20 protein-coding genes are annotated in these 22,632 nt (G+C 70.6%); 7 read left to right on the top strand and 13 right to left on the bottom strand.

Features of this window, described 5'->3' with window-relative positions; all coding sequences use genetic code 11:
* Nucleotides 1-3: 3 nt before the first annotated feature.
* The 12 genes from rpsP to ASF49_RS16915 all read right to left on the bottom strand — a co-directional run bounded on the left by rpsP (nucleotide 4) and on the right by ASF49_RS16915 (nucleotide 13,249).
* Nucleotides 4-366 (bottom strand): 30S ribosomal protein S16, encoded by a 363-nt coding sequence (gene rpsP / locus ASF49_RS16975; protein ID WP_056475437.1) that lies wholly within the window; start codon nucleotides 364-366, stop codon nucleotides 4-6.
* 105 nt (nucleotides 367-471) lie between these two features.
* Nucleotides 472-2,034: a signal recognition particle protein gene (gene ffh, locus ASF49_RS16970; protein ID WP_056475433.1), complete on the bottom strand. Its 1,563-nt coding sequence runs from the start codon at nucleotides 2,032-2,034 to the stop codon at nucleotides 472-474.
* Between the two features lie 38 nt (nucleotides 2,035-2,072).
* Complete coding sequence (locus tag ASF49_RS16965) at nucleotides 2,073-2,297, bottom strand: hypothetical protein (RefSeq protein WP_056475430.1); 225 nt, start codon at nucleotides 2,295-2,297, stop codon at nucleotides 2,073-2,075.
* Between the two features lie 730 nt (nucleotides 2,298-3,027).
* Nucleotides 3,028-4,110: a class I SAM-dependent methyltransferase gene (locus ASF49_RS16955; RefSeq protein WP_056475426.1), complete on the bottom strand. Its 1,083-nt coding sequence runs from the start codon at nucleotides 4,108-4,110 to the stop codon at nucleotides 3,028-3,030.
* A complete protein-coding gene (lgt, locus tag ASF49_RS16950) occupies nucleotides 4,107-5,006 on the bottom strand; it encodes a prolipoprotein diacylglyceryl transferase (protein ID WP_056475602.1) in 900 nt (299 codons plus the stop codon). The genes ASF49_RS16955 and lgt overlap by 4 nt, the downstream gene beginning before the upstream one ends.
* Before the next feature lie 119 nt (nucleotides 5,007-5,125).
* A complete protein-coding gene (locus tag ASF49_RS16945; RefSeq protein ID WP_056475423.1) occupies nucleotides 5,126-7,276 on the bottom strand; it encodes a methyl-accepting chemotaxis protein in 2,151 nt (716 codons plus the stop codon).
* A gap of 213 nt (nucleotides 7,277-7,489) precedes the next feature.
* A complete protein-coding gene (ilvA, locus tag ASF49_RS16940; RefSeq protein ID WP_056475420.1) occupies nucleotides 7,490-9,031 on the bottom strand; it encodes a threonine ammonia-lyase, biosynthetic in 1,542 nt (513 codons plus the stop codon).
* A gap of 155 nt (nucleotides 9,032-9,186) precedes the next feature.
* Nucleotides 9,187-9,570, bottom strand: coding sequence for a hypothetical protein (locus ASF49_RS16935; RefSeq protein WP_056475416.1), 384 nt, complete (start codon nucleotides 9,568-9,570; stop codon nucleotides 9,187-9,189).
* Between the two features lie 13 nt (nucleotides 9,571-9,583).
* A complete protein-coding gene (locus ASF49_RS16930) occupies nucleotides 9,584-10,642 on the bottom strand; it encodes an asparaginase (protein WP_056475413.1) in 1,059 nt (352 codons plus the stop codon).
* A 149-nt stretch (nucleotides 10,643-10,791) separates the two neighbouring features.
* Nucleotides 10,792-11,148, bottom strand: a complete 357-nt coding sequence (locus ASF49_RS16925; RefSeq protein WP_056475412.1) for a diacylglycerol kinase — start codon at nucleotides 11,146-11,148, stop codon at nucleotides 10,792-10,794.
* Between the two features lies 1 nt (nucleotide 11,149).
* Entirely contained in the window at nucleotides 11,150-12,199 is a 1,050-nt protein-coding gene (locus ASF49_RS16920; RefSeq protein ID WP_056475409.1) for an AbrB family transcriptional regulator, read from the bottom strand.
* Nucleotides 12,200-12,274: 75 nt separating this feature from the next.
* The gene (locus tag ASF49_RS16915; RefSeq protein WP_056475405.1) at nucleotides 12,275-13,249 is read right to left on the bottom strand and encodes a LysR substrate-binding domain-containing protein; all 975 of its coding nucleotides are present in this window, start codon (nucleotides 13,247-13,249) and stop codon (nucleotides 12,275-12,277) included.
* A gap of 152 nt (nucleotides 13,250-13,401) precedes the next feature.
* On the opposite strand from ASF49_RS16915, the gene ASF49_RS16910 reads away from it, so the two are divergent.
* Complete coding sequence (locus ASF49_RS16910; RefSeq protein WP_056475403.1) at nucleotides 13,402-14,991, top strand: catalase; 1,590 nt, start codon at nucleotides 13,402-13,404, stop codon at nucleotides 14,989-14,991.
* A 505-nt stretch (nucleotides 14,992-15,496) separates the two neighbouring features.
* Nucleotides 15,497-17,479 (top strand): putative bifunctional diguanylate cyclase/phosphodiesterase, encoded by a 1,983-nt coding sequence (locus ASF49_RS16905; RefSeq protein WP_056475400.1) that lies wholly within the window; start codon nucleotides 15,497-15,499, stop codon nucleotides 17,477-17,479.
* 106 nt (nucleotides 17,480-17,585) lie between these two features.
* Here the strand turns inward: ASF49_RS16905 and rplS are convergent, their stop codons facing one another.
* Nucleotides 17,586-18,041, bottom strand: a complete 456-nt coding sequence (rplS, locus tag ASF49_RS16900) for a 50S ribosomal protein L19 (RefSeq protein WP_055957797.1) — start codon at nucleotides 18,039-18,041, stop codon at nucleotides 17,586-17,588.
* Nucleotides 18,042-18,310: 269 nt separating this feature from the next.
* Between rplS and ASF49_RS16895 the strand changes: the two genes are divergently transcribed.
* From ASF49_RS16895 to miaB, 5 genes are all read left to right on the top strand, one after another.
* Nucleotides 18,311-18,877 carry a NifU family protein gene (locus ASF49_RS16895; RefSeq protein WP_056475398.1) on the top strand — a complete coding sequence of 189 codons (567 nt, stop codon included), beginning with the start codon at nucleotides 18,311-18,313 and terminating at the stop codon, nucleotides 18,875-18,877.
* A 161-nt stretch (nucleotides 18,878-19,038) separates the two neighbouring features.
* On the top strand, nucleotides 19,039-19,716 hold the full coding sequence (tsaB, locus tag ASF49_RS16890; protein ID WP_056475395.1) for a tRNA (adenosine(37)-N6)-threonylcarbamoyltransferase complex dimerization subunit type 1 TsaB: 678 nt from the start codon (nucleotides 19,039-19,041) through the stop codon (nucleotides 19,714-19,716).
* Nucleotides 19,713-20,234: a GNAT family N-acetyltransferase gene (locus ASF49_RS16885; protein ID WP_056475392.1), complete on the top strand. Its 522-nt coding sequence runs from the start codon at nucleotides 19,713-19,715 to the stop codon at nucleotides 20,232-20,234. Before tsaB ends, ASF49_RS16885 begins: the two co-directional genes overlap by 4 nt.
* Before the next feature lie 27 nt (nucleotides 20,235-20,261).
* On the top strand, nucleotides 20,262-21,194 hold the full coding sequence (locus ASF49_RS16880) for a lysophospholipid acyltransferase family protein (protein WP_056475389.1): 933 nt from the start codon (nucleotides 20,262-20,264) through the stop codon (nucleotides 21,192-21,194).
* Nucleotides 21,191-22,531 carry a tRNA (N6-isopentenyl adenosine(37)-C2)-methylthiotransferase MiaB gene (miaB, locus tag ASF49_RS16875; protein ID WP_056475386.1) on the top strand — a complete coding sequence of 447 codons (1,341 nt, stop codon included), beginning with the start codon at nucleotides 21,191-21,193 and terminating at the stop codon, nucleotides 22,529-22,531. Before ASF49_RS16880 ends, miaB begins: the two co-directional genes overlap by 4 nt.
* The last annotated feature ends 101 nt before the right edge of the window (nucleotides 22,532-22,632 follow it).

Below are 22,632 nucleotides of genomic sequence, written 5' to 3'. Positions count from 1 at the left end.
GCCTCAGGCCGCGGCGTCTTCGGCCGGGGCGGCGGCCTTCTCGGCGCGCTTGGCGGCGCGCTCCTTCGCCTTCTCGCCCGGCTCGGCCTTCTGCGGGTTGTTGCGCGCGGGGCGCTTGGCGAGGCCGGCGGCGTCGAGGAAGCGCAGGACGCGGTCGGTGGGCTGGGCGCCCTTGGCGAGCCAGGACTGGATCTTGTCGGCCTCGAGCACGATGCGGGCCGGATCGTCCTTGGCCTTCATCGGGTCGTAGACGCCGACCTTGTCGATGAAGCGGCCGTCGCGGGGGGCGCGGGCGTCGGCGACGACGATGCGGTAGTACGGGCGCTTCTTGGCGCCGCCACGGGTGAGACGGATCTTGAGGGACATGGTTCTACTCCAAAGGTCAGTGTGTCGTGTCAGGGCGAGGAGCGCGTAGCGAATGGCGAGTCCGTGGGCGCGAACCCGACTCGCTATGCGCTACGCCCCCCGTCGCTACTTCTTCTTCCCGAAGGGAAATCCGCCGAGACCCGGCAGGCCGCCGGGGCCCTTGGGACCCCCGAGCCCGGGCAGGCCCGGCATCTTGCCCCCGAGGCCCGGGGGCATCGGGGGGAGCTTGCCGCCGAGCTGCTTCTGCATGTCGGCGATCATTTCCGGCGTCGGTTCCGGCATGCCGGGGGGCAGGCCGGGCATGCCGCCCGGCATTCCACCACCCCCCATGCCGAACATCGAGCCGAGGGCCTGGCCGATGCCGCGCTTGCCCGAGCCCATCGCCTTCATCATGTCGGCCATGGTCCGGTGCATCTTGAGGAGCTTGTTCAGCTCCTCCACCTTCGTCCCCGAGCCCGCAGCGATGCGCTTCTTGCGGGAATTCTTGAGGATGTCGGGATTCTTCCGCTCCTGGGCGGTCATCGACGAGATGATGGCCCGCTGCCGGGCGAACATCTTCTCGTCCAGGTTGGCGTTCTCGACCTGCTTCTTGATCTGGCCCATGCCCGGGAGCATGCCCATCAGGCCGCCGATGCCGCCCATCTTCTCCATCTGGGCGAGCTGCATCGACAGGTCGTCGAGGTCGAACTTGCCCTTGCGCATCTTCTCCGCGGTGCGGAGCGCCTGCTCGTGGTCGATGGTCTCGGCCGCCTTCTCGACGAGGCTGACGATGTCGCCCATGCCGAGGATGCGGTTGGCGACGCGGGAGGGGTGGAACTCCTCCAGGGCGTCGACCTTCTCGCCGGTGCCGACGAGCTTGATCGGCTTGCCGGTGACGGCGCGCATCGACAGGGCCGCGCCGCCGCGCGAATCGCCGTCCATGCGGGTCAGCACGATGCCGGTGACGCCGAGGCGCTCATCGAAGGCGCGGGCCGTGTTCACCGCATCCTGGCCGGTCAGGGCGTCGGCGACGAGGAGCACCTCGTGCGGGTTGGTGGCCGCCTTGACCTCGGCCGCCTCCGCCATCAGCGCCTCGTCGAGGGTGATGCGGCCGGCGGTGTCGAGCATGACCACGTCGAAGCCGCCGAGGCGGGCGGCATCCATGGCGCGGCGGGCGATCTGCACCGCCGACTGGCCGGCGACGATCGGCAGGCTCTCGACCTCGACCTGCTTGGCCAGGATGGCGAGCTGCTCCATCGCCGCCGGGCGGCGGGTGTCGAGGGAGGCCAGCAGCACCCGGCGCTTGTCGCGGGCCACCAGCCGGCGGGCGATCTTGGCGGTGGTGGTGGTCTTGCCCGAGCCCTGGAGGCCGACCATCAGGATGGCGACGGGGGCGGGGGCGTTCAGGTCGATGATGCTCGCGTCCGAGCCGAGCATCGCCACGAGCTCGTCGTTGACGATCTTGACGACCATCTGGCCGGGGGTGACCGACTTCAGGACGACGGCGCCGACCGCCTTCTCGCGCACCTTCTCGGTGAAGCCGCGCACCACTTCGAGAGCGACGTCGGCCTCGAGAAGGGCGCGCCGGACCTCGCGCAGGGCGGCGGTGACGTCGGCCTCGGTGAGCGCGCCGCGCCGCGTGAGGCCGGAGAGAATCCCGGAAAGGCGATCGGACAGGCCTTCGAACATGCGTCAGGCTCCCTGGACCGGCATCGTCGTCGGACCGGTCACTGGTTCACGCCCGCGCTCTCGGCCCGGCGCGCCTGGAGCGCATCCTCGAAACCGCGGATCGCCTTGGCGAACTTGTCCCGGCACTCCGGATTGCAGAAGCCGACCACCGCACCGTTGTAGAGGGTGAGCGAGTCGGCCGCGATCGGCTTGCCCGACCAGGGGCAGGTGTCGTTCACCGCATCCTCGATGCGCAGGGTCGTGTTCGCGGCAGCGTTGGGCATCGGGGCTCGACGACGACGGGGTGAGCGGGGCCGACGCCCTGTCCCCAACGCGAAGCTCGCCCGAGGGCGCATCGCGCTGTCGGGCGTTGACCTCCGGCCTCGCGGGGCCGGTCGGCGTTCGTGATGACGATCAGACCGTCGAATGAATAGGGAGGCGGTTAGTCCGACAGGGCCGGCAAGTCAAGTTTTCCCCATCCACCGGAGATTGGCGCCCGGCACCCCTTGACCGAGATGGAGGAATAGCTTCCTGTTCGGTGTCCGCGCGGGTGATCAGGCACGACTTCTCCACGCTCGCCGTGCCCGATGTCTTCGTCGGCCTGCCTGACCGCACAACGATCCGAGGTTACAGGGTTCGAGGCGCCATGGGTGAGTCGCAGGACACCAGGACGCGACTGATCGCGAACGAGCGCGCAAAGCTGACGGCGACCTATGTGAACGGCGTCGCCATCGCGGTGCTCGCGGTCGGAGGCCTGGCGCCTCTGTTTTCCCAGCGCAGCGCAGCGGCGGCCCAACCCGACAGGCCATGGCTGACTCCGGTGCTCTCCCTGCTTTGCATCTGCGTCAGCGGAGTCCTACATTGGGCTGCAAGAGGTTTTCTGCGGGAACTCCGGTAATGGATGTCCACACCCTGACCCTGCTGCTGTTCCCCCTCGGCGCCCTCGCGCTGGGCCTGGGCACGCTCTGGTTCGCCCGCCGCGCGCATTGAGCCGCGTCGCACCGAACGATCTTCTCAAAGCTTCGCTGCCGGAAGACCCGGCAGAGCCGTCAGTGCCGAATCCGAGAACGCCATCGCTTTGAACAGGCTGCCCATGCCGCGCCGGGATGGGTCGGTGAGGCGGGTGGCGGCGGCCGTGATCGCGTCGCGCTGCGCCGGTGACGCGTCCCGCCCCAATCGCTCGGCCCGCTCGCGCAGGCCGAGGGCGAGGAGGAAGTCGCGCTGGTCGACCGGGCCGTGCAGGATTGCGCCTTCGCCGGTCGCGGCGCGGCCGAGGGCCGCGAAGTCCACGTGCGTGGTGAGGTCGGCTTCGCCGGGGGCGGCGAGCGGCGGGACGAAGGCATGGCCGCGCAAAGCCTGGAGCGAGTCGCCGAAGCCCGGCCGGACATGGCCGTAATCGATGGCCAGCACCGCGCCCCTCTCGGCGACGACGCGGCGGGCGAGGCCGCGCACGGTGTCGAGGGCGGCGCCCGGCAGGGTCATCAGGACCCCGTTCGGGCCGCTCGCGGCGATGCGGGTATCGGGCTCCGCCGCCAGGCCGAAAGCGAGGGCGCCGCCATCCGGCGAGAGGCCGACGAGGCGTTCGAACCAGCCGCGCGATGCGCGCTGGAACTGGCGGACGGGGAGGGCGTCGAAGAATTCGTTGGCGACGACGAGGGTCGAGCCGGGCGGCAGGGTCTCGATGGACTCGTGCCAGGTCGGCGCGGCGCCCGAGAGGCGGGCGGCCTGCTCGGCCCGGAGCACCGGGCTCGTCTCGACGAGATGCAGGGCCGGGCGCAGGTCCGGTGCGGCGCGGGCCAGCGCCCGCAGCGCATCCTGCATCAGGGTGCCGCGGCCAGGTCCGAGTTCCACCAGGGCGAGGTCGGTGGGCGCACCCATGGCAGACCAGGTCGCCGCGATCCAGATCCCGATGAGCTCGCCGAACATCTGGCTGATCTCGGGGGCGGTGACGAAGTCGCCGGCCGCTCCCAGGGGATCGCGGGTGCGGTAGTAGCCGTGCACCGGATGGCCGAGGCAGAGGCTCATGTAGCGGTCGAGCCCGATCGGACCGGAGGCCAGGATCTCGTCGCGGATCTCGGCGAAGAGCGGGCTCGTCACGCCGCGTCGACCTTGGCGGGCGAGACGGGACCGGCCTCCTCCGCCGGGACGCGCGGGCGCGTGGCGCCGCGCAGGGCCAGGACGATGGCGGTCAGGCCGACCAGCGCCATCGGCACGCACAGCACCATCCCCATGGTGATGCCGCCGGTGGACCAGGTCTCGGTGCCGAACAGGTAGCCGAGCTGTCGGTCCGGTTCGCGGAAGAACTCGCAGAAGGTCCGGGCGATGGCGTAGCCCAGGACGAAGATCCCGCCCATCAGGCCGGGCCTGCGGAAGCCGTTGGCGCGCACCGCGATCATCATCACGACGAACAGGAGCGCGCCCTCGGTGGCCGCCTCGTAGAGCTGGCTCGGGTGACGGGGCAGGGGGCCGCCGGTGGGGAAGACGACGGCATAGGGGAAGTCCGGGGCGATGCGGCCCCAGAGCTCGCCGTTCACGAAATTCGCGATGCGCCCGAAGAACAGCCCGATCGGCACCACCACGCCGGCGAGGTCGAGGAGGGTGAGGGCCTGGAGCTTGCGGGCGCGGGCGAACAGCACCATCGCCAGCACGGCGCCGAGGAAGCCGCCATGGAAGGACATGCCGCCGTTGCGGATGGCCAGGATCTCGACGGGATCGGCGAGGTAGAGGGGCAGGTTGTAGAACAGGACGTAGCCGATGCGCCCGCCGAGGACGACGCCCAGGGCCACCCAGACGATGAGGTCGTCGATGTCGTTCAGGCTCGGGCGCCGCACCACGCCCCAGTAGCGGTCCGCCGCCACCAGCCGGCGCGCGTAGTACCAGCCGCCGAGCAGGCCGACGATGTAGGCCAGGGCGTACCACTTGATGGTGATCGGCCCGATCGCCACCGCCACCGGATCGATGGCGGGGAAGGGCAGGGCGAGGAGCGGCGGCATCGGCGAGGGGTCCCGGTTGAGCCGGGGCATTGGGCCCGAGCCCGCCGGGGGGTCAACCCTTGTCGGGACATGGCCGGCGGGCGCCGACGGCCCAGGCGGGGGGCACGGCCCGCCCGCGCTCAGGCGGCCCGGACGGTGGCGAGGAAGCCGGCGACTTCCGTGCGCAGCTGCTCGGACTGGCGGGACAGGTCGGCGGAGGCACGCTGGACCTGATCGGCCGTCGCGCCGGCCTCGGCCGCCGAGCGGGCGACCGCCTCGATGTCCTGGCTCATGGCGCCGGTGCCCGAGGAGGCCTGGCCCATGTTGCGGACGATCTCCTGGGTCGTCACGCCCTGCTCCTCGACTGCGGCGGCGATGCTGCTGGTGACGACGCTCATGCCCTCGATCCGCGTCACGATGCTGCGGATCGCGCCGGTGGCGCCCGTGGTGGCCGAGCGGATGGCGTCGACCTGCTCGGCGATCTCCGTGGTGGCACGGCTGGTCTGCTCCGCGAGGTTCTTCACCTCGGCGGCGACCACCGCGAAGCCGCGCCCCGCCTCGCCGGCCCGCGCCGCCTCGATCGTGGCATTCAGCGCCAGGAGATTGGTCTGGCTGGCGATCTGCGAGACGAGGCCGACGACATCGCCGATCCGGGTCGCGGCATCGGACAGGGTCTGCATGGTGGCGGCCGTGCGTCCCGCCTCGTCGACGGCCTGGGCGGACATGGTGGAGGCCTGTTCGACCTGGCGGCCGATCTCCCCGACCGTGGCGCCGAGCTCCTCGGCCGCCACCGCCACGGCGTTGACGTTGCCGGCGGTCTCCTGCGCGGTCGCCGCCACGGAGGTGGAGCGCCGCGCCGTGCCGGCCACCGCCTCGGTCATGCCGGTCGCGGCACCCTGCAGGTCGCTGGAGGCCTGCGAGACGGTGCCGACGATGCCGCCGACGGAGCGCTCGAAGCGGTCGGCGAGGTCGCGCAGCAGGGTCCGGCGCTCGGTCTCCTCGCGCAGGCGCGCCGCCTCGGTGGTCTTGAGCTGCTGCGCGGCCTCCTCCAGCGAGATGTCGCGGATGGTGACGACGGCCCGGGCGATGTCGCCGATCTCGTCCGCCCGGCGGCTGCCCGGCACCTCGGCCAGGGCCTCCCGGCGGGCCAGCGCCTGCAGGGCGCGGGTGAGGGCGCCCAGGGGGGCGACGATGGTGCGGGCGAACAGAAGCCCGAGGATCGCCGTGACGGCCAGGACGGCGAGCGCCGTCACCGCCAGGGCGCGGGTGAGGGTGCCGACGGCCGCGAGGGTCTCGTCCTCGGCCTGCTCGGCGATGATCGTCCAGGGCGCGCCGAGAACCGACACGCGGGCGGTGGCCGCCATCCGGTGGCCGGTGCCGCTCGTATAGGTGAAGGGGCGATTGCCCGCGAGATCGCCCTTGTCGAGGCCGAGCGCCGTGGCGGGCTTGCCGGCGACGACGGAGCGGGACAGGGGCGGGTTGCTGCGCAGGGCGCCGTCCGCTCCGACGGCCATGACCTGGCCGGTCTCGCCGAGGCCGCCGCGGTCCGAGAGGGTCCGGTCGAAGAGGGTGGGCGTCAGGCGCAGCAGAACGAAGCCGATGCGCGACGCGTCCTGGCCGGTGCCCATCGCGACGTTGGCGCGGCGGGCGATGGCCCGGCCGATGAAGGCCGACGGAACCGCCTCCGTCGGATAGGCGGCGTAGTCCTCGTAGAGCGTCGCGTCGGGGTCGGCGGTCTTCAGCCGCGCGACGAGGCGGGCAAGACCCGTCGAAGCGAGCTCGGGCTCGGCTAGCGCGCGGCCGAAATCGGCACCCTTGGTCGTGGTGTAGACGATGCGCCCGTCCTCCGAGACGAAGACGAGGTCGGCGTAGCCCGGGCGCTCGAGGAGCTTGCGGGCAACCTCCTGCACCTTGGCGTGCCGCCGGCCGTACATCGACCCGGCCGCTTCGGCACCGAGGCGCGCCTCGAGGGTGGCGCCGCCGGTATAGGTCCGGACGAGGTTGGCGAAGTCGGACTTGGCCGGGTCCAGGGCCTCGACGAGGTCACCGAAATTGCCGGCGACCTGCGGGTTGCCCGCCACCGTGACGAGGTCGCCGCCGACGCGCTCGGCGATCAGCTCGATGCCGGCCTTGCGGGCCGAGGCCGCGAATTGCAGGCGCTCCTGGGCCGCGTCGACGAGGCCGGACCGGGCGCTGTACCAGCTCAGACCACCCATGACGGTGGCGCTGACAAGCGCCAGCCCGACGGTGATCGCCGGGAGGCGGACGTTGAGACTGGTAAGACGCGGCATTCGAGGCGACCGGTGAGGAATTCGGACGCCGCTTCTAGGCCCAAATGTTGAAGTAAAACTTTCGCGGTCGAGCTCCAGAAAAGTATTCAAAATACCACCACCAGTCATGGTGATGTGAATACCCTGAGTTGTTGTGACTGCCTCGGCGCGTGCATCGAGGGCCGGTCAATCGGACGCGCCATCAGTGCGCCCGACGGTCTCGACGGTCCGGTCTCAGGCCGCCGCGTCCGCGCCGCCGCGCCCGTCGTCGAGGAACATCCGGTAGGCTGGATTGTCGGTCTCGTCGACGCAGGGGTAGTGCAGCGCCTCGATGGCCGCATCGAAGCGGGCGCGCTCGGCCGGCGGCACGTCGATGCCGGCGAGCACCCGGCCGTAATCGGCGCCGTGGTTGCGGTAGTGGAACAGGGTGATGTCGAAGCCGTCGCCGAGGGCGTCGAGGAACTTCATCAGGGCGCCGGGCCGCTCCGGAAACTGGAAGCGGTACAGGCGCTCGTCGGCGAGGCCGGTGGCGCGCCCGCCGACCATGTAGCGGATGTGGACCTTGGCCATCTCGTTGTCGCTCATGTCGACGGCGCGGTAGCCGGCGGCCCTCAGCGAGTCGATGAGGGCGTGCTTCTCGCGAAGGCCGCCCGCGAGGTTGATCCCGACGAAGATCTGCGCGTTGGCGCCGGCCGCGTAGCGGTAGTTGAACTCGGTGATCGCCCGGGGGCCCAGGGTCTGGATGAAGGCGCGGTAGGCGCCCGCCCGCTCGGGGATGGTGACGCCGAGCAGGACCTCGCGCTGCTCGCCGATCTCGGCGCGCTCGGCGATGTGGCGCAGGCGGTCGAAGTTCAGGTTCGCCCCGCTGGAGATCGCCACCAGCGTGCCGGTCCCGCCCTCCTGGCGCGCGGCGTAGGCCTTGGCGCCGGCCAGCGCCAGGGCGCCCGAGGGCTCCGAGATGGCGCGGGTGTCGTCGAAGATGTCCTTCACGGCCGCGCACATGGCGTCGGTGTCGACGGTGATGACCTCGTCGAGGAACTCGCGGCAGAGCCGGAAGGTCTCCGCGCCCGCCTCCCGCACGGCGACGCCGTCGGCGAACAGGCCGACGGTGGGCAGCACCACGCGTTTCCCGGCCGCGAGCGCCGCGGCCATGCAGGCGGCGTCGTCGGGCTCGACGCCGACGACCCTGGTCTCGGGGCGCAGGTACTTGACGAAGGTGGCGATGCCGGCCGCCAGGCCGCCGCCGCCCACGGGCACGAAGATCGCCTCGATCGGCCCGGAATGCTGGGTCAGGATCTCCATCCCGATGGTGCCCTGGCCGGCGATCACGTCCGGATCGTCGAAGGGATGCAGGAAGGTCAGGCCGTCGCGCGCCTCCAGCTCCCGGGCATGGCCCAGGGCCTCGTCGAAGGCGTCGCCGAACAGGATGACCTCGGCGCCCCGGGCCCGGCAGGCATCGACCTTGATCGCCGGGGTGGTGCGCGGCATCACGATCACCGCGCGCACGTTCAGGCGGGCGGCGGCGAGGGCCACGCCCTGGGCGTGGTTGCCGGCCGAGGCGCAGACGACGCCCTTGGCGAGCAGCGCGGGGTCGAGCCCCGACATCTTGTTGTAGGCGCCGCGCAGCTTGAACGAGAACACCGGCTGCAGATCCTCGCGCTTCAGGAGCACCGGGCGGGCGAGGCGCGCCGACATGCGCGGCATCGGATCGAGCGGGCTCTCGATGGCGACGTCGTAGACGCGGGCGGTGAGGATCTTGCGGATGTAGTCGGTCAAGGAGACACGAGCTCCGGGGTGGCGCGGTGCGTGGGATGTCGCCCGCACATAGACCTTCGGAGCCGCAGAAGCGAGCGAGGTGGATGCAGTCCTGAATCGCCTCGGCGCCGCACCGAGGCGCAGGCCTCGACACGGGCCGGCGCGGACGGGCCGGATCAGCCCTGGCGGCACTCGAAGCGGAACGGCCGGTGTGCGTCCGCCAGGACCCGCATGTCCACGCTCCAGAGACCGTCCGCGTCGCCCTCCAGGGTGAAGTGGAGCGCGTAGCAGAGCGGATCCGAGCCGGCGTGGTCGCGGAACTCGATCGCGTCGAGCCACCAGGGCTCATCGGCACGGCCGCAGGCCCTGGCCCGGTCCACGAACAGATCGAGATAGGACGCGGCCTTGTCGCGCAGGGAGCCGAGCGACGCAGCCACGACCGCGGCGACCGCGGCCTGCGCCGGGCTCGGCGCCCCGTTCTCGTCGCTCAGATGGAGACGGACGGGGCCGACCTGCCGGACCCAACCGGCCGGTCCCGCCCGGCTGTAGTCCGTCGCCATCGTGCCGTCCCACCTACCTGTCGAACAGGGCCTGGAGCGCCGCCCGGTTCCTGGTCGTCGGCAGGGCGATCAGGGTGAGGATGCGCGCCTTGTCCGGCGTCAGGTCGTCGGCGAAGACCGCCCCGGCCTTCAGCAGCGTGTTGCCACCGCCCTTGAAGCCGTAAACCGGCAGCGCGCGCCCGTTATAGACCTTGGTGGCCACGACCACGGGCACGCCCCTGGCGATGACGTCCTTGATCGCGTCGTGCATCTCGGCGTTCATGTTGCCCCAGCCATAGGCTTCGACGACGATGGCCTCGGCGCCCGTCTCGGCGGCATGGCGCACCTGGCTGCCGTCGGCACCCGCATACATCGCGACGAGATCGACCCGGGGCATCCGGTCGGGCAGGGGAAGCGTCTGACGGCGCAGCGACTTGCGGCTGAAGATCACGCGGTCCTCGTCGACGTAACCGAGGAAGCCGGCATCGCCCGAATTGAAGGTCTCGACGTTGCTCGTGTGCGTCTTGCGGACCTCGCGGGCGGCATTGATGTGATGGTTGAGCGTCACCGTCACGCCCATGCCGGTCGCGCCGTCGGCGAGGATCTGCCGGGCCGCGTTGAGGAGGTTGCGCGATCCGTCCGAATCCCAGTCGGAGGCGTTGCGCTGGGCGCCCACCAGCACGATGGGCTTGTCGCTCTTCACGGTCAGGTCGAGGAAGTAGGCGGTCTGGTCCAGCGTATCGGTGCCGTGCAGGACGATGGCGCCGCGGACCGACGGGTCGGCCAGGATCTCGTCGACCTTGCGGGACAGGGCGGGCCAGCGGTCCGGTCCCATGTAGTCGCTCGGGACGTTGCTGAACTCCGTCACGGCGATCGCGGCGATGTCCTTCAGCTTCGGGACCGCGGCGACGAGATCCTCGCCCGAGAGGGCGGGCACCGGCGCGTGGGTGGTGGGGTCGAGCTTCATCGCGATCGTGCCGCCGGTCGCGATCACGGCGATCTTCGGCAGATCGGCCGCACCCGCTGGATGTATCAGGAGAAGTAGACCGCTCAGGCCGAGCAGTGTTTGTCTCAGGATTGTGGCGACTGCCATGAACGCACCTCGGCTGACTCAGGTCGTTCCGACAGGGGCCGACCGTAGGTTCAGCGTTGGAGGACCGTATCGGGCGTGTCCAGACCGCGCCGGCCCTTGGTTCTTTACGAAACCGGCGGATCTTCTCCGGAATCGTTTTTCGAATGACGTCAGGGAAGGCTGGAGAGCCGCTCGAACAGCGCCGCCGCCCAGACCAGGGCCGCGATCCCCTGTGCGGAGAAGGTCCCGGCCGAAGCGAGGTCCTTGACGATCCCGATCCTAGGGTGCTGACCCGGATGGAGATGGTCGCAGAGCTTCTCCACCGCCGTGTTGAGGAACTCGGCGGCGAGCATCAGGAGCAGGCTCGCCACCAGGGCCACCCGCACCCAGAGGCCGGAGCCGAGCACCAGCGCCAGGGGCAGGCCGAGGAGGAGGAGCACGAGCTCGAGGCGCACCGCCCGCTCGGTCCGGGCGCCGTGCAAGAGGCCGCGCCAGGAATTCAGGAAGGCGAGGTAGAGGGCGTGCATCTCAGGGCGCCGCCGGCGCACCGCGGGCGATCCACTTCGCCACGATCGGACCCGTCACCAGCACCACGAACAGCCGCAGCGTCTGTACCGCGAGGACGAAGGAGACGTCGACCTTGGAGCCGACCGCGATGATCGCCACCGAATCGAGGCCGCCCGGGCTGGTGGCGAGGTAGGCGGTGAGGAAGTCGATGGGCAGCAGGAAGGTCAGGCCGTAGGCCCAGCCACCGCAGAGCGCGATGACCCCGAGGGTCGCGATGACGATGCCGGGCAGCGCCCCGAAGGTCTCGCGCAGGGTCTCGCGGCGGAAGCGCAGGCCGACATACCAGCCGATGGTGGCGTAGGCGAGGTCGAGGAGCGGCATCGGCAGGGCCATCGAGACGAGGCCGGACGCGTGCAGGGCCGCACCCAGAAGCATCGGCCCGGTGAGGGCGAAGGCGGGCAGGCGCAGGAGCTTGGCCAGGGCCGCCCCGCAGGCGGCGACGGCCAGCGTCGCCAGGATCGCGAGCGGCGCCACGCTCATGGGGTCGGGCGCCGGGACCACGTCCGCGACGTTCGTCAGAAGCCGCGCCATGACGGAGGCCGACAGCACCACGGCCACCACCCGGACGTACTGCATGAAGGCGACCAGGCGCGGGTCGGCGCCGTATTCCTCCGACATCGCCACCATGGCGGCGGCGCCGCCGGGCGACGAGCCCCAGGCGGCGGTGGAGCCCGGCAGGACGCGCAGGCGGGTCAGGGCCCAGCCGACCGCCCCGCCGACCAGGACGGTGACGAGAACCACGGCGAGGATCAGGAAGCCGTCATCCACGACCGTGGCGACGATGTCGCCCGTGACGGTGTGCGCCACGAGACAGCCGATCATCGCCTGGGCGGCCTGGAAGCCGAACTTGGGCACCGAGAGGTCGGCGCCGCCGACCCCGAATGCGATGGCCGCCACCATCGGCCCGAGCAGGAGGGCCGCCGGGAAATGCGCATGGTCGAGGGCGTAGGCCAGGAGGCCGGAGGCCGCGAGAAGAGCCGCCCAACGGCCGATGAAGCGCAGTGAGAGCACGGAGATGCCGGGGATTGGATGCCGGGATTCGGATGCCGGGTGAGGGACGGGCAGGAATGCCCGTCGCGCCGGGCGCTACACCGGATCGGCGACGCTGTCACGGCGCGCGGCGCGCGGACGTGGCATGCCGTCGTCGCGGCAGGCGGTGGTGCCCGCCGGCGCGTGGGCGCGGAAGAACGCGGCCAGATGCGCGAGGCCGTCGGCGCGCGGGTCGCTGGTGCGCCAGGCGAGGGCGACGGTGCGGCCGGGCCCGTCCACGTCGAAGCTGCGCGTCACCGTCAGGCCGCTCGGATCGGGTCCGGAGGGCACCGCCAGGGTGGGGAGCAGGGTGTAGCCGGCGCCCGCCGCCACCATCGAGCGCAGGGTTTCCAGGCTGGTGGCGTGGCGCCCGGCGGCCGAGCCGGCGCCGCAGGCGGCCACGGTCTGGTCGCGCAGGCAGTTGCCCTCGTCGAGAAGGAGGAGGTCCGGCCCGGCGATGTCGGTCGCCCGAAGCGCCCCGCCCCGGGCCAAGGGATGCTCAGCCGGGCAGGTGAGTTGGAACGGCTCGACGAACAGGGGCGACACGGTGAGCCCCGAGGCCGGCACCGGCAGGGAGACGAGGGCGGCGTCGATGCGGCCGTTGCGCAGACCTTCCAGGATCTCGGCGGTGCGCGCCTCGCTCAAGGCCAGGGCGAGGAGCGGAAATTCCTGCCGCAGGGTGCGCAGGATCAGCGGAAAGAGGTAGGGGCCGAGCGTCTGGATCGCCGCCAGGACGAGACGGCCGGTGAGCGGCGCGCCGCGGCCCTCGCTCGCCAGCACCAGGAGGCGCTGGGCCTCGGCCATCACGACGCGGGCCTGGCGCACGATGGATTGCCCCGCCGGGGTCAGCATCACCCGGCGATGGCCGCGCTCGAACAGCGCGAGCCCGAGGAGGTCCTCCAGCTTGCGGACCTGGACGCTGAGCGTCGGCTGGCTGACGTTGCAGCGCTCGGCGGCCCGGCCGAAATGCATCTCTTCCGCGACGGCGACGACGTATTCGAGGTCCCGCAGGGAAAGCCCGGACATGTTCATAGGCTGTGCCTATCACCATGTTCGCCACGATGCATTAGCCAAATCGGTCCGGGCGGGTCATAAGGCTGTCTCAGAACCATTCCAGGTTTTCAGGCCAAGGTCTGGATGCGGCCATCGCCGCGTCGACCGTTTTCCGAGCGAGAGAGCACCGCATGAGCGATCAGCGCCCGATTCTGACCACCCGCCAGGGCCACCCGGTTCGCGACAACCAGAGCACCCGCACGGTTGGCGAGCGCGGCCCTGCGACTCTCGAGAACTATCAGTTCATCGAGAAGATCACGCATTTCGATCGTGAGCGGATCCCGGAGCGGGTGGTGCATGCCCGCGGCGCCGGCGCGCACGGCTACTTCGAGGCCTACGGCAAGATCGGCAACGAGCCGGCCTCCAAGTACACCCGCGCCCGCGTCCTCAACGAGACCGGCGTCAAGACGCCGATGTTCGTGCGCTTCTCCACCGTGGCCGGCGCCAAGGAGAGCCCGGAGACCGAGCGCGACCCGCGCGGCTTCGCGGTGAAGTTCAAGACCGTCGACGGAAACTGGGACCTCGTGGGCAACAACCTCAAGGTCTTCTTCATCCGCGACGCGATCAAGTTCCCCGACATGATCCACGCGTTCAAGCCCGACCCGGTGACGAACCGCCAGGAGGCGTGGCGCTTCTTCGACTTCGTGGCGCAGCACCCCGAGTCGATCCACATGGTCACGCACCTGAAGTCGCCATGGGGCATTCCGGCCAACTATCGCGAGATGGAAGGCTCGGGCGTGAACACCTACAAACTGGTCAACGACCAGGGCGAGGCCGTGCTCTGCAAGTTCCACTGGGAGCCCAAGCAGGGCGTACGCAACCTGACCTCGGCGCAGGCGTCCGAGATCCAGGCCAAGGACGTGGGCCACGCCACGCGCGACCTCTACGACAACATCAAGGCCGGCAACTTCCCCGAGTGGGAATTCTGCGTTCAGATCATGCCCGACGGCCCGAACGACCACCTGTCGTTCGACCCGCTCGACGACACGAAGCTCTGGCCCGTCGACCAGTTCCCGCTGCTGCCGGTCGGCCGCATGGTGCTGGACCGCGTGCCGGACAACTTCTTCGCCGAGGTCGAGCAGTCCGCCTTCGGCACGGGCGTCCTCGTCGACGGCATCGACTTCTCGGACGACAAGATGCTCCAGGGGCGCACGCTGTCCTACTCGGACACGCAGCGCTACCGGGTCGGCGCCAACTACCTGCAGCTGCCGATCAATGCGCCGCAGCCGGGCGTGAAGGTCTATTCGAACCAGCGCGACGGGCAGATGACCTACGGCGTCGATGGCACCGGTCCGAACAAGCACATCAACTACGAGCCCTCGACCCTCGCCGAGGGCCTGCGCGAGGCGCCGAAGCCCACCAAGGACTATCACCAGCCGGTGAGCGGCAATCTCGGCCGCTACCAGACCTCGCGCACCGAGGACGACTACACCCAGGCCGGCGTGCGCTACCGCTCGTTCCAGGATTGGGAGCGCGACGACCTGATCGCCAACCTCGTCGGCGACATGAAGCAGTGCCCGGAGCCGATCCAGCTGCGGATGGTCTGGCACTTCCTCCACGCCGATGAGGATTACGGCCGCCGCGTCGCCGAGGGTGCGGGCATCGATCTGGAGAAGGCGCGTGCCCTGCCGCCCCTGCCGGGCCGTGCCGCCCCGGGCAAGCGGCTCCAGTCCGAGACCTACACCGACGGCAGCCAAGCCCACAGCATCGCCGCCGAATAAGCCCCTAGGCAGGGCTTAAGCCTCCAGGGTAAGCTCGACGAACTTCCGCGATGGTATCGCCCCGCAGGGTCACCCGACCCTGCGGGGCTTTTCATGCCCGGAGAAAGCTGCGCCACCGCGTAAGGATCGCGCCCGGGCGTCCCGGCCACGGTTCGGTCAAGATATTCGGTCGACCAGCACCGATTGCACCGGAACCGACGAAGACGTCCAGAAGGGCCGAGAAATCCAAACGCTCGGACGCGTGGCGGGTGAGGGCGGGAAACCGTCGGCGCGCACCGGCGCTCATCAGCCGATATCCTTCGCACGATGTTCGACCGGCTCTGCTCTGAACTGAATTCTGAAAATATTGGCGCGAATACAGCGTCGAATGACACAGCTCAGATGCATGGCTTCCCGAAGCCAAATCAATCGTATGTTTACGTCTCTGGGAGACTAATCCGACGGTAGTAGGCTCCGGCACCCCGGTCGACCGTTCTTCCTTCCAGCAGCAGCGACGATGAACCGAGTGACGACCATCACGAACGTGATCGAACGCGACCGGCTGGCCGAGGTCCTTCGGGGCCTGCCGATCACCATGGTCTCGAATCTCTTCGTCGCGACGTCCCTTGCCGTGAGCATGTGGGACAGTCTTCCGCATGCCGTGCTCGCCGCATTCATCGGATGCAACACCCTGGTCAACGCCGCGCGCGTCGCCCTGGCATGGGTGTGGCAAAGGCGCGGCCTCCTCGACGCGAACCCGCGGCGGCTCCTGATGTGGTGCTGGGTCGGCGCCCTGCTCTCGGGGCTCTGCTGGGCCGGGATTCTCCTCGCATGCGCCCGCCACGGTCAGGCTTACTCGGTGGCCGTCGGGCTCACCTTCTGCGGCATCAATGCGGGGGCGACCGTGCAGAGCAAGGCCAGCCGGGCCCAGGTCCTCGCCTTCATCCTGCCCAACAGCCTCCTCCTGGTGATCCTCTTCGCCCTCGCGGGCTCGCTGGCCGCCAACACCATCGCGATCAACCTGGCGCTCCTCACCGCACTCATGATCCGCAGCGCGAACGACCAGGAACGGCACTTCCGGCTCTCGAGCCGCCTCCGGCACGAGGCCGACGCCCTGACGGCATCCCTGAAGGCGGCCAACGTCGCAGCCGTGCAGGCGGTCGAGCGCCTCAAGCACGCCGCCACCCACGATCCCCTCACGGGTCTGATGAACCGTGCGGGCTATCAGGCCGCCTTCGAGGACCGGCTCGCGGCTGCGGCGCGGGACGGCGGCACCTTTACGCTCCTGTTGATCGATCTCGACCGCTTCAAGTCCATCAACGACCGGTACGGACACGTCGTCGGCGACGCGGTGCTGGTGGCGACGGCGGAACGCTTGAGCCGGTATGCAGGTCCGGATGCCGTCATCGCACGCCTCGGCGGCGACGAGTTCGCCGCCCTCGTGCCCGTCGCGGACCGGGAAGCCGCCGCGAACCTGGCCCAAGGCATCGTCGCGGGTCTGGCGACCCTGGGCATGCCGTCCGGACAGGTGATCCAGGCCGGCGCCAGCGTCGGGCTCGCGCATTGTCCCCGTGATGGAGAAACGGCCAGGGATCTCCAGACCTTCGCCGATCTCGCCCTCTACGCAGCCAAGGAGGGCGGCCGTCGGTCCTGGCGTGAATTCGACGAGGCGATGCGCGACGAGACCCGCATGAAGCGGGCGATCGAGGCCGACCTCGCGCAGGCGTTGGCCGGGGATGCCATCGGGGTCTGGTTCCAGCCCCAGGTCGATTGTTGGACCGGCGCCGTCGTCGGCGTCGAGGCTCTGTTGCGCTGGCGGCACCCACGCTTCGGCTGGGTCAGCCCGCCCCGGGTGGTCAGCGCGGCCCAGACGACGCGGCAATGCGAGGCCCTGACCCGGGCGATCCTCCGGAAGGCCTGCCGCATGATCGCCCTGCTCGACAGGAGCGGGCACGGCGACACGGTGGTGTCGATCAACGTCTCGCCCGGGGAGTTCGGGACCTACCCGGTCGCCGAACTCATCGCCACCGAACTGGCCGCCGGGGACCTCGACCCGTCTCGGCTCGCCATCGAGATCACCGAGGAGGCCGTTTACTCGACGGAGCGCGGCGGGGCGGACATCGCCGCGCTGACCCGCCTCGGAGTCCGCGTCATCGTCGATGATTTCGGCGTCGCCTACTCGTCGATCGGCTCTCTCCGCGACCTGCCGCTCGCGGGCCTGAAGATCGACCGCAGCTTCATCCACGGCGTGGCCGACAACACGCGCGACCGCCTGTTGACCGAGGCCGTGCTGGCCTTCGCCAACACCCTCGGCGCGCATGTCGTCGCCGAAGGGGTCGAGACGCGCGAGCAGGTCGAGGTCCTGCGCGCCCTCGGCTGCCAGGTGCTGCAGGGCTATTACTTCGCCAAGGCGATGCCCGAGGCGGAGGCTCTGCTCTGGATCGGCCGGAACGCCGGCGTCGCCGCGATGAAGCGGATCGCGCCTCCTCCGATGCTGCGGCACGCCTGACGAAGGCGAGGGCGGCAAACGCGGAAGGCCCGCCCGGTGTCCCGAGCGGGCCTTCGCCTTGTCCGGGCCGGATCGCTCCGGCCAGACACGCCTTGCGGCGACGGACTTACTCGGCGGCGGTCTTCGCGGCGCTCTTGGCGGCCTTCTCGGCCTTGCGGGCGTCCTTGTTCGCCTTCGAGGCATCGGCCTTGGCGGCCTTCTCGGCCGGGCGGTCGGCGCGCTCGACGATACGGGCGGACTTACCGCGACGGTCGCGCAGGTAGTACAGCTTGGCGCGACGCACCTTGCCGCGACGGACGACGGCGATCGAATCGATCAGCGGCGAGTAGAGCGGGAACACGCGCTCGACGCCCTCGCCGTAGGAGATCTTGCGGACGGTGAAGCTCTCGTTGAGGCCGCCACCGGAGCGGGCGATGCAGACGCCCTCGTAGGCCTGCACGCGGGTGCGCTCGCCTTCCTTCACCTTGACGTTCACGGTGACCGTGTCGCCGGGTTGGAAATCGGGAATGGTCTTGCCGAGCGAAGCGATCTGCTCCTGCTCGAGCTGCTGGATGATGTTCATGGTTCACGTCCTGCCGGTGCGCGCCCGTGATCCCCGGATGGGACCGCGTGCGTCAGGATTTCGGCATCCTGTTTTGAATTGAGGCGGGCCTTACACGAGGCGGGGGCGCTTGTCCAATAGCCGGCGGCAGACTGCGCGGGCAGGCCTGCGCAGCCGGCGCGGTTGAGAAAATCCCGCGCGCGGTCCACATGGAGGGGGTCGGCGGAGCCTTCCGCCGCCATTCCCGGCCGGCCTTGAACCGGCGCAGCGGACGAGGATCTTTCGCAGCCATGTTCATCCAGACCGAAGCCACCCCGAACCCCGCCACCCTGAAGTTCCTGCCCGGCCGCGTCGTCCTGACCGAGGGCACCTTCGAGGCGCGCGATTCCGAGGCCGCCGCCCGCTCGCCGCTGGCGAGCCGGCTGTTCGACGTGCCCGGCGTGAGCGGGGTCTATCTCGGCCACGACTTCATCTCGGTCACCAAGGCGGAGGACGACAACCTCTGGCCCCAGGTCAAGCCGGCGGTGCTCGGCGCGATCATGGAGCATTTCCAGTCCGGCGCCCGGACCCTGGCCGAGGGTCATGTCGCCGGCAGCGAGGATGCCGAGGAGTTCTTCGACCCGGCCGACATCGAGACCGTCGAGACCATCAAGGACCTGCTCGAGACCCGCGTGCGCCCGGCGGTGGCCGGCGATGGCGGCGACATCACCTTCCGGGGCTACAAGGAGGGCGTGGTCTACCTGGAGATGAAGGGCGCCTGCTCGGGCTGCCCGTCCTCCACCGCTACCCTGCGCAACGGCGTGCAGAACCTCTTCCGGCACTTCCTGCCGGAGATCCGCGAAGTCCAGGCGATCTAGGGCCGCTCGAATTCCGGCGGGCCGACGCAAAGCCGCAACAGGTTCGCCCGAATTTGCCCATGATGGCCGCTCCGCCCTGACGGAGCGGCCGTTTTTGTCTTAAAGTCGTGTCCCCGGACGCCTCCGCGCGGTCCGGGCCTGTGGCACGATCGGGAGTGACGTTGCGTATCCTCGCCATCGACACGGCGCTCGACGCCTGTTCCGTCTGCATCGCCTCGGATTCGACCGACGATCTCCTCGCACACGAGTCGATGGTCCTCGGGCGCGGCCATGCGGAGGCGCTTCTGCCGATGGTCGAGCGGGTGGTCGCACGGGTGGAGGGCGGCTTCGAGGCCCTGGACCGCGTCGCCGTCACGGTCGGGCCCGGGAGCTATACCGGGCTGCGCGTCGGACTCTCCGCGGCGCGCGCCATCGGGCTCGCCACCGGCATCCCGGTGGTCGGCGTCACCACCCTCTCGGCCCTGCTCGCGCCGCTGCTCGCGCTGAACGGCGAGGGCCTCATCGTGGCCTCCATCGATGCCCGGCACGGCTCGGTCTACCTCCAGGCGATGAGCATGACCGACGGCATCGTCGTGCCGCCGAGCCACGTGCCGGTGGATGAGGCGGCGGCCATGCTCGACGGAGTGGTCACCCTCGTCGGCTCCGGCGCACCCCTGGTCGCCCAGGCCGCGAAGGCGCGGGGCCTCGACGTCGCGGTCGCCGGGACCGGCGCGGCGGAGATCGCCTGGGTCGCCTCGCTGGGCATGCTCGCCGACCCCGCCCAGGCGCTCGCCCGTCCGCTCTACCTGCGCGGCCCCGACGCCCAGCCGCAAGATCACGCGAGACTCGCCCGCCGATGAACCGTTCGCTGACACCGTTCTGGCCCTTCGAGGTCTGGTCCGCCTGGTGGGAAGCCTGGGGCACGGCGCCCTACGTCACCCTGCTGCGGGATTCCGGGCAGGCGCGGACCCTGGCCCGCATCCACGCCACCGCCTTCGCCCGCCCCTGGGACGCGCACGAGTTCGAGCGCATGCTGTGCGAGCGCTCCACCGAGGCGCACGCCCTGTGGAAGGGCGGCGCGATCCAGGGCTTCGTCCTGTCGCGCCGGACGGCGGACGAGGCCGAAATTCTCACCGTCGTGCTGGCGCCGGGCGCGCGGGGCGGCGGCCTCTCGCACAAGCTCATCGCCGCCCATCTCGATCACCTCGTCCAGGCCGGGGTGCGGACGGTCCATCTCGAGGTCGACGAGGGCAACGCCCCGGCGCTCAAGCTCTACGCCCGGCACGGATTCCGGCAGGTGGGGGAGCGGACGGGCTACTACACCCGCGCCGACGGCGCCCGCGCGACCGCGCTCACCATGACGGCGGTGCTGGCGTGACGCCACCCGGCGAGCGCTGACCGGCGGATGTCACGCCTCGGCGCGCTCTGCCGTCTGGCGCTCTGCGCGCTGGCCTTCCTCGTCATCGTCGGGCCGCACCTTCTCAGCCTCCGCTTCGGGCGCGGCCGCATCGCCGCCTGGATGCCGGTGCTGTTCCACAGGGTGTTCGTCGCCCTGTTCGGCCTGCGGGTGACGCAGAGCGGCACGCCGCCGGAGGCGGGCGAACCGGCGCTCGTGTTGTCCAACCACGTCTCCTGGCTCGACATCATCGTCCTCGGCTCCCTGCGGCCCCTCTCCTTCGTGGCGAAGTCCGAGATCGCCGGCTGGCCGGTGGTCGGCACCCTGGCGCGGCTGCAGCGCACGGTGTTTATCGACCGGGCGCGCCGGGCCGACACCGCCAACGTCAACGCCACGGTGGCGCAGCGCCTGGCCAGGGGCGACCTCATCGTGCTCTTCGCCGAGGGGACCACCGGTGACGGCACGCGGCTGCTGCCGTTCCGCTCCTCGCTGGTCGGGGCGGCCCGCGCGGCGGTCGCCGGGGAGGGGCCGACCCGCATCCGGCTCCAGCCGCTGGCCATCACCTATCCGCGCCGCAACGGCCTGCCGCTGGTGCGCGCCGAGCGCCCGGAGGTGGCGTGGTACGGCGACATGGACCTGGCGCCCCACCTCGCCGCCTTCTTCGACGGCGGCCCCATCGACGTCCACGTGGTCTGGGGGACGCCGATCGCCGTCGAGGCCGGCACCGACCGCAAGCGCGCCACCGTTCTGGCCGAGGCCTCGGTGCGCACCGCCCTCCAGCGCGGCGTGACGGGCCGGCGGCCGCTGGGGCCGGTCTGGTCTGGGCGTCGGCTTCAGCCTGGCTCGGATGACGGATCCTCCCCGAATCGAGGGGTCGCGACGCCGCTGACGAACCGTGCTATGCGCGGCGCGGAGATGGTGTCACCGGAATCGGACTGTTGAAGAAAGCTTACGTCAAATCCTACGGCTGCCAGATGAACGCCTACGACGCCGCGCGAATGGCGGACGTGCTCGGCGCCGAGGGCTACGCGGCGACCGATGCCGTAGAGGAGGCGGACGTCGTCATCCTCAACACCTGCCACATCCGCGAGAAGGCCGCCGACAAGGTCTATTCCGAACTCGGCCGCCTGCGCGTGCTCAAGGGCGAGCGGGCCGAGGCCGGCCGCGAGACCCGGATCGTGGTCGCCGGCTGCGTCGCCCAGGCCGAGGGCGCCGAGATCCTGGCCCGTGCGCCCACCGTCGACGTGGTGGTCGGCCCCCAGAACTATCACCGCCTCCCGGACCTGCTGGCGCGCTCGGCCACGAAGCGCGTGGTCGACACCGAGTTTCCGGTCGAGGACAAGTTCGACCATCTCCCGGCCCGCCGGACCCACGGGGTCACCGCCTTCCTGACGGTGCAGGAGGGCTGCGACAAGTTCTGCGCCTTCTGCGTCGTGCCCTATACCCGCGGCGCCGAGGTCTCGCGCCCGGTGGACGCGATCCTGGCCGAGGCCGAGAAGCTGGTGCGCGGCGGCGTCCGCGAGATCACCCTGATCGGCCAGAACGTGAACGCCTATCACGGGGCCGGACCCGACGGCGGCAGCGCGACCCTGCCGGCTCTGATGCGTGCCCTCGAGCGCATTCCCGGGCTCCTGCGCCTGCGCTACACCACCAGCCATCCCAACGACATGGACGACGACCTCATCGCCGCTCACGGCACGTTGCCGGCGCTGATGCCCTACCTGCACCTGCCGGTGCAGTCGGGCTCCGACCGGGTGCTCAGGGCGATGAACCGGAAGCACACGGGCGACGCCTATCGCCGCCTGATCGAGCGGGTGCGTGCCGCCCGGCCCGACATCGCCCTGTCCTCCGACTTCATCGTCGGCTTCCCCGGCGAGACCGATGCGGAGTTCGAGGACACGATGCGGCTGGTGCGCGAGGTCGGCTTCGCCAGCGCCTTCTCGTTCAAGTACAGCCCGCGCCCCGGGACCCCGGCGGCCGAGAACGCCGACGCGGTGCCGGAGGCCGTGAAATCCGCCCGCTTGGCGGCCCTCCAGACCCTGCTCGACGCGCAGCGTCACGCCTTCAACGCCGCCGCTGTCGGCCATGTCGTCGAGGTGCTGGTGGAGAAGGCCGGCCGGCATCCCGGACAGGTCGCCGGGAAGACGCCCCATCTGCTGCCGGTCCAGTTCGACGCGCCGGCCTCGACCATCGGTACCGTGGTTCCGGTGCGGGTGGTCCGGGCCGGTTCGAACAGCCTGTTCGGCGAGGCCGTCGGCGGCGCGGCGGCGGCCGCTTGAGGGCGCGGACCGGCCCCGTCGGTCGATACGCCGCGCCGGCCGGACCCTGTCCGGCGCGACCCGGCTGCCCATCTCGGGATCGTCTGCGACGCGGTCCGGAC

Origin of the sequence: Methylobacterium sp. Leaf104 (genome assembly GCF_001422885.1) — a bacterium.
Classification (GTDB): domain Bacteria; phylum Pseudomonadota; class Alphaproteobacteria; order Rhizobiales; family Beijerinckiaceae; genus Methylobacterium.
This window is presented reverse-complemented; position numbering and strand designations above follow the sequence as displayed.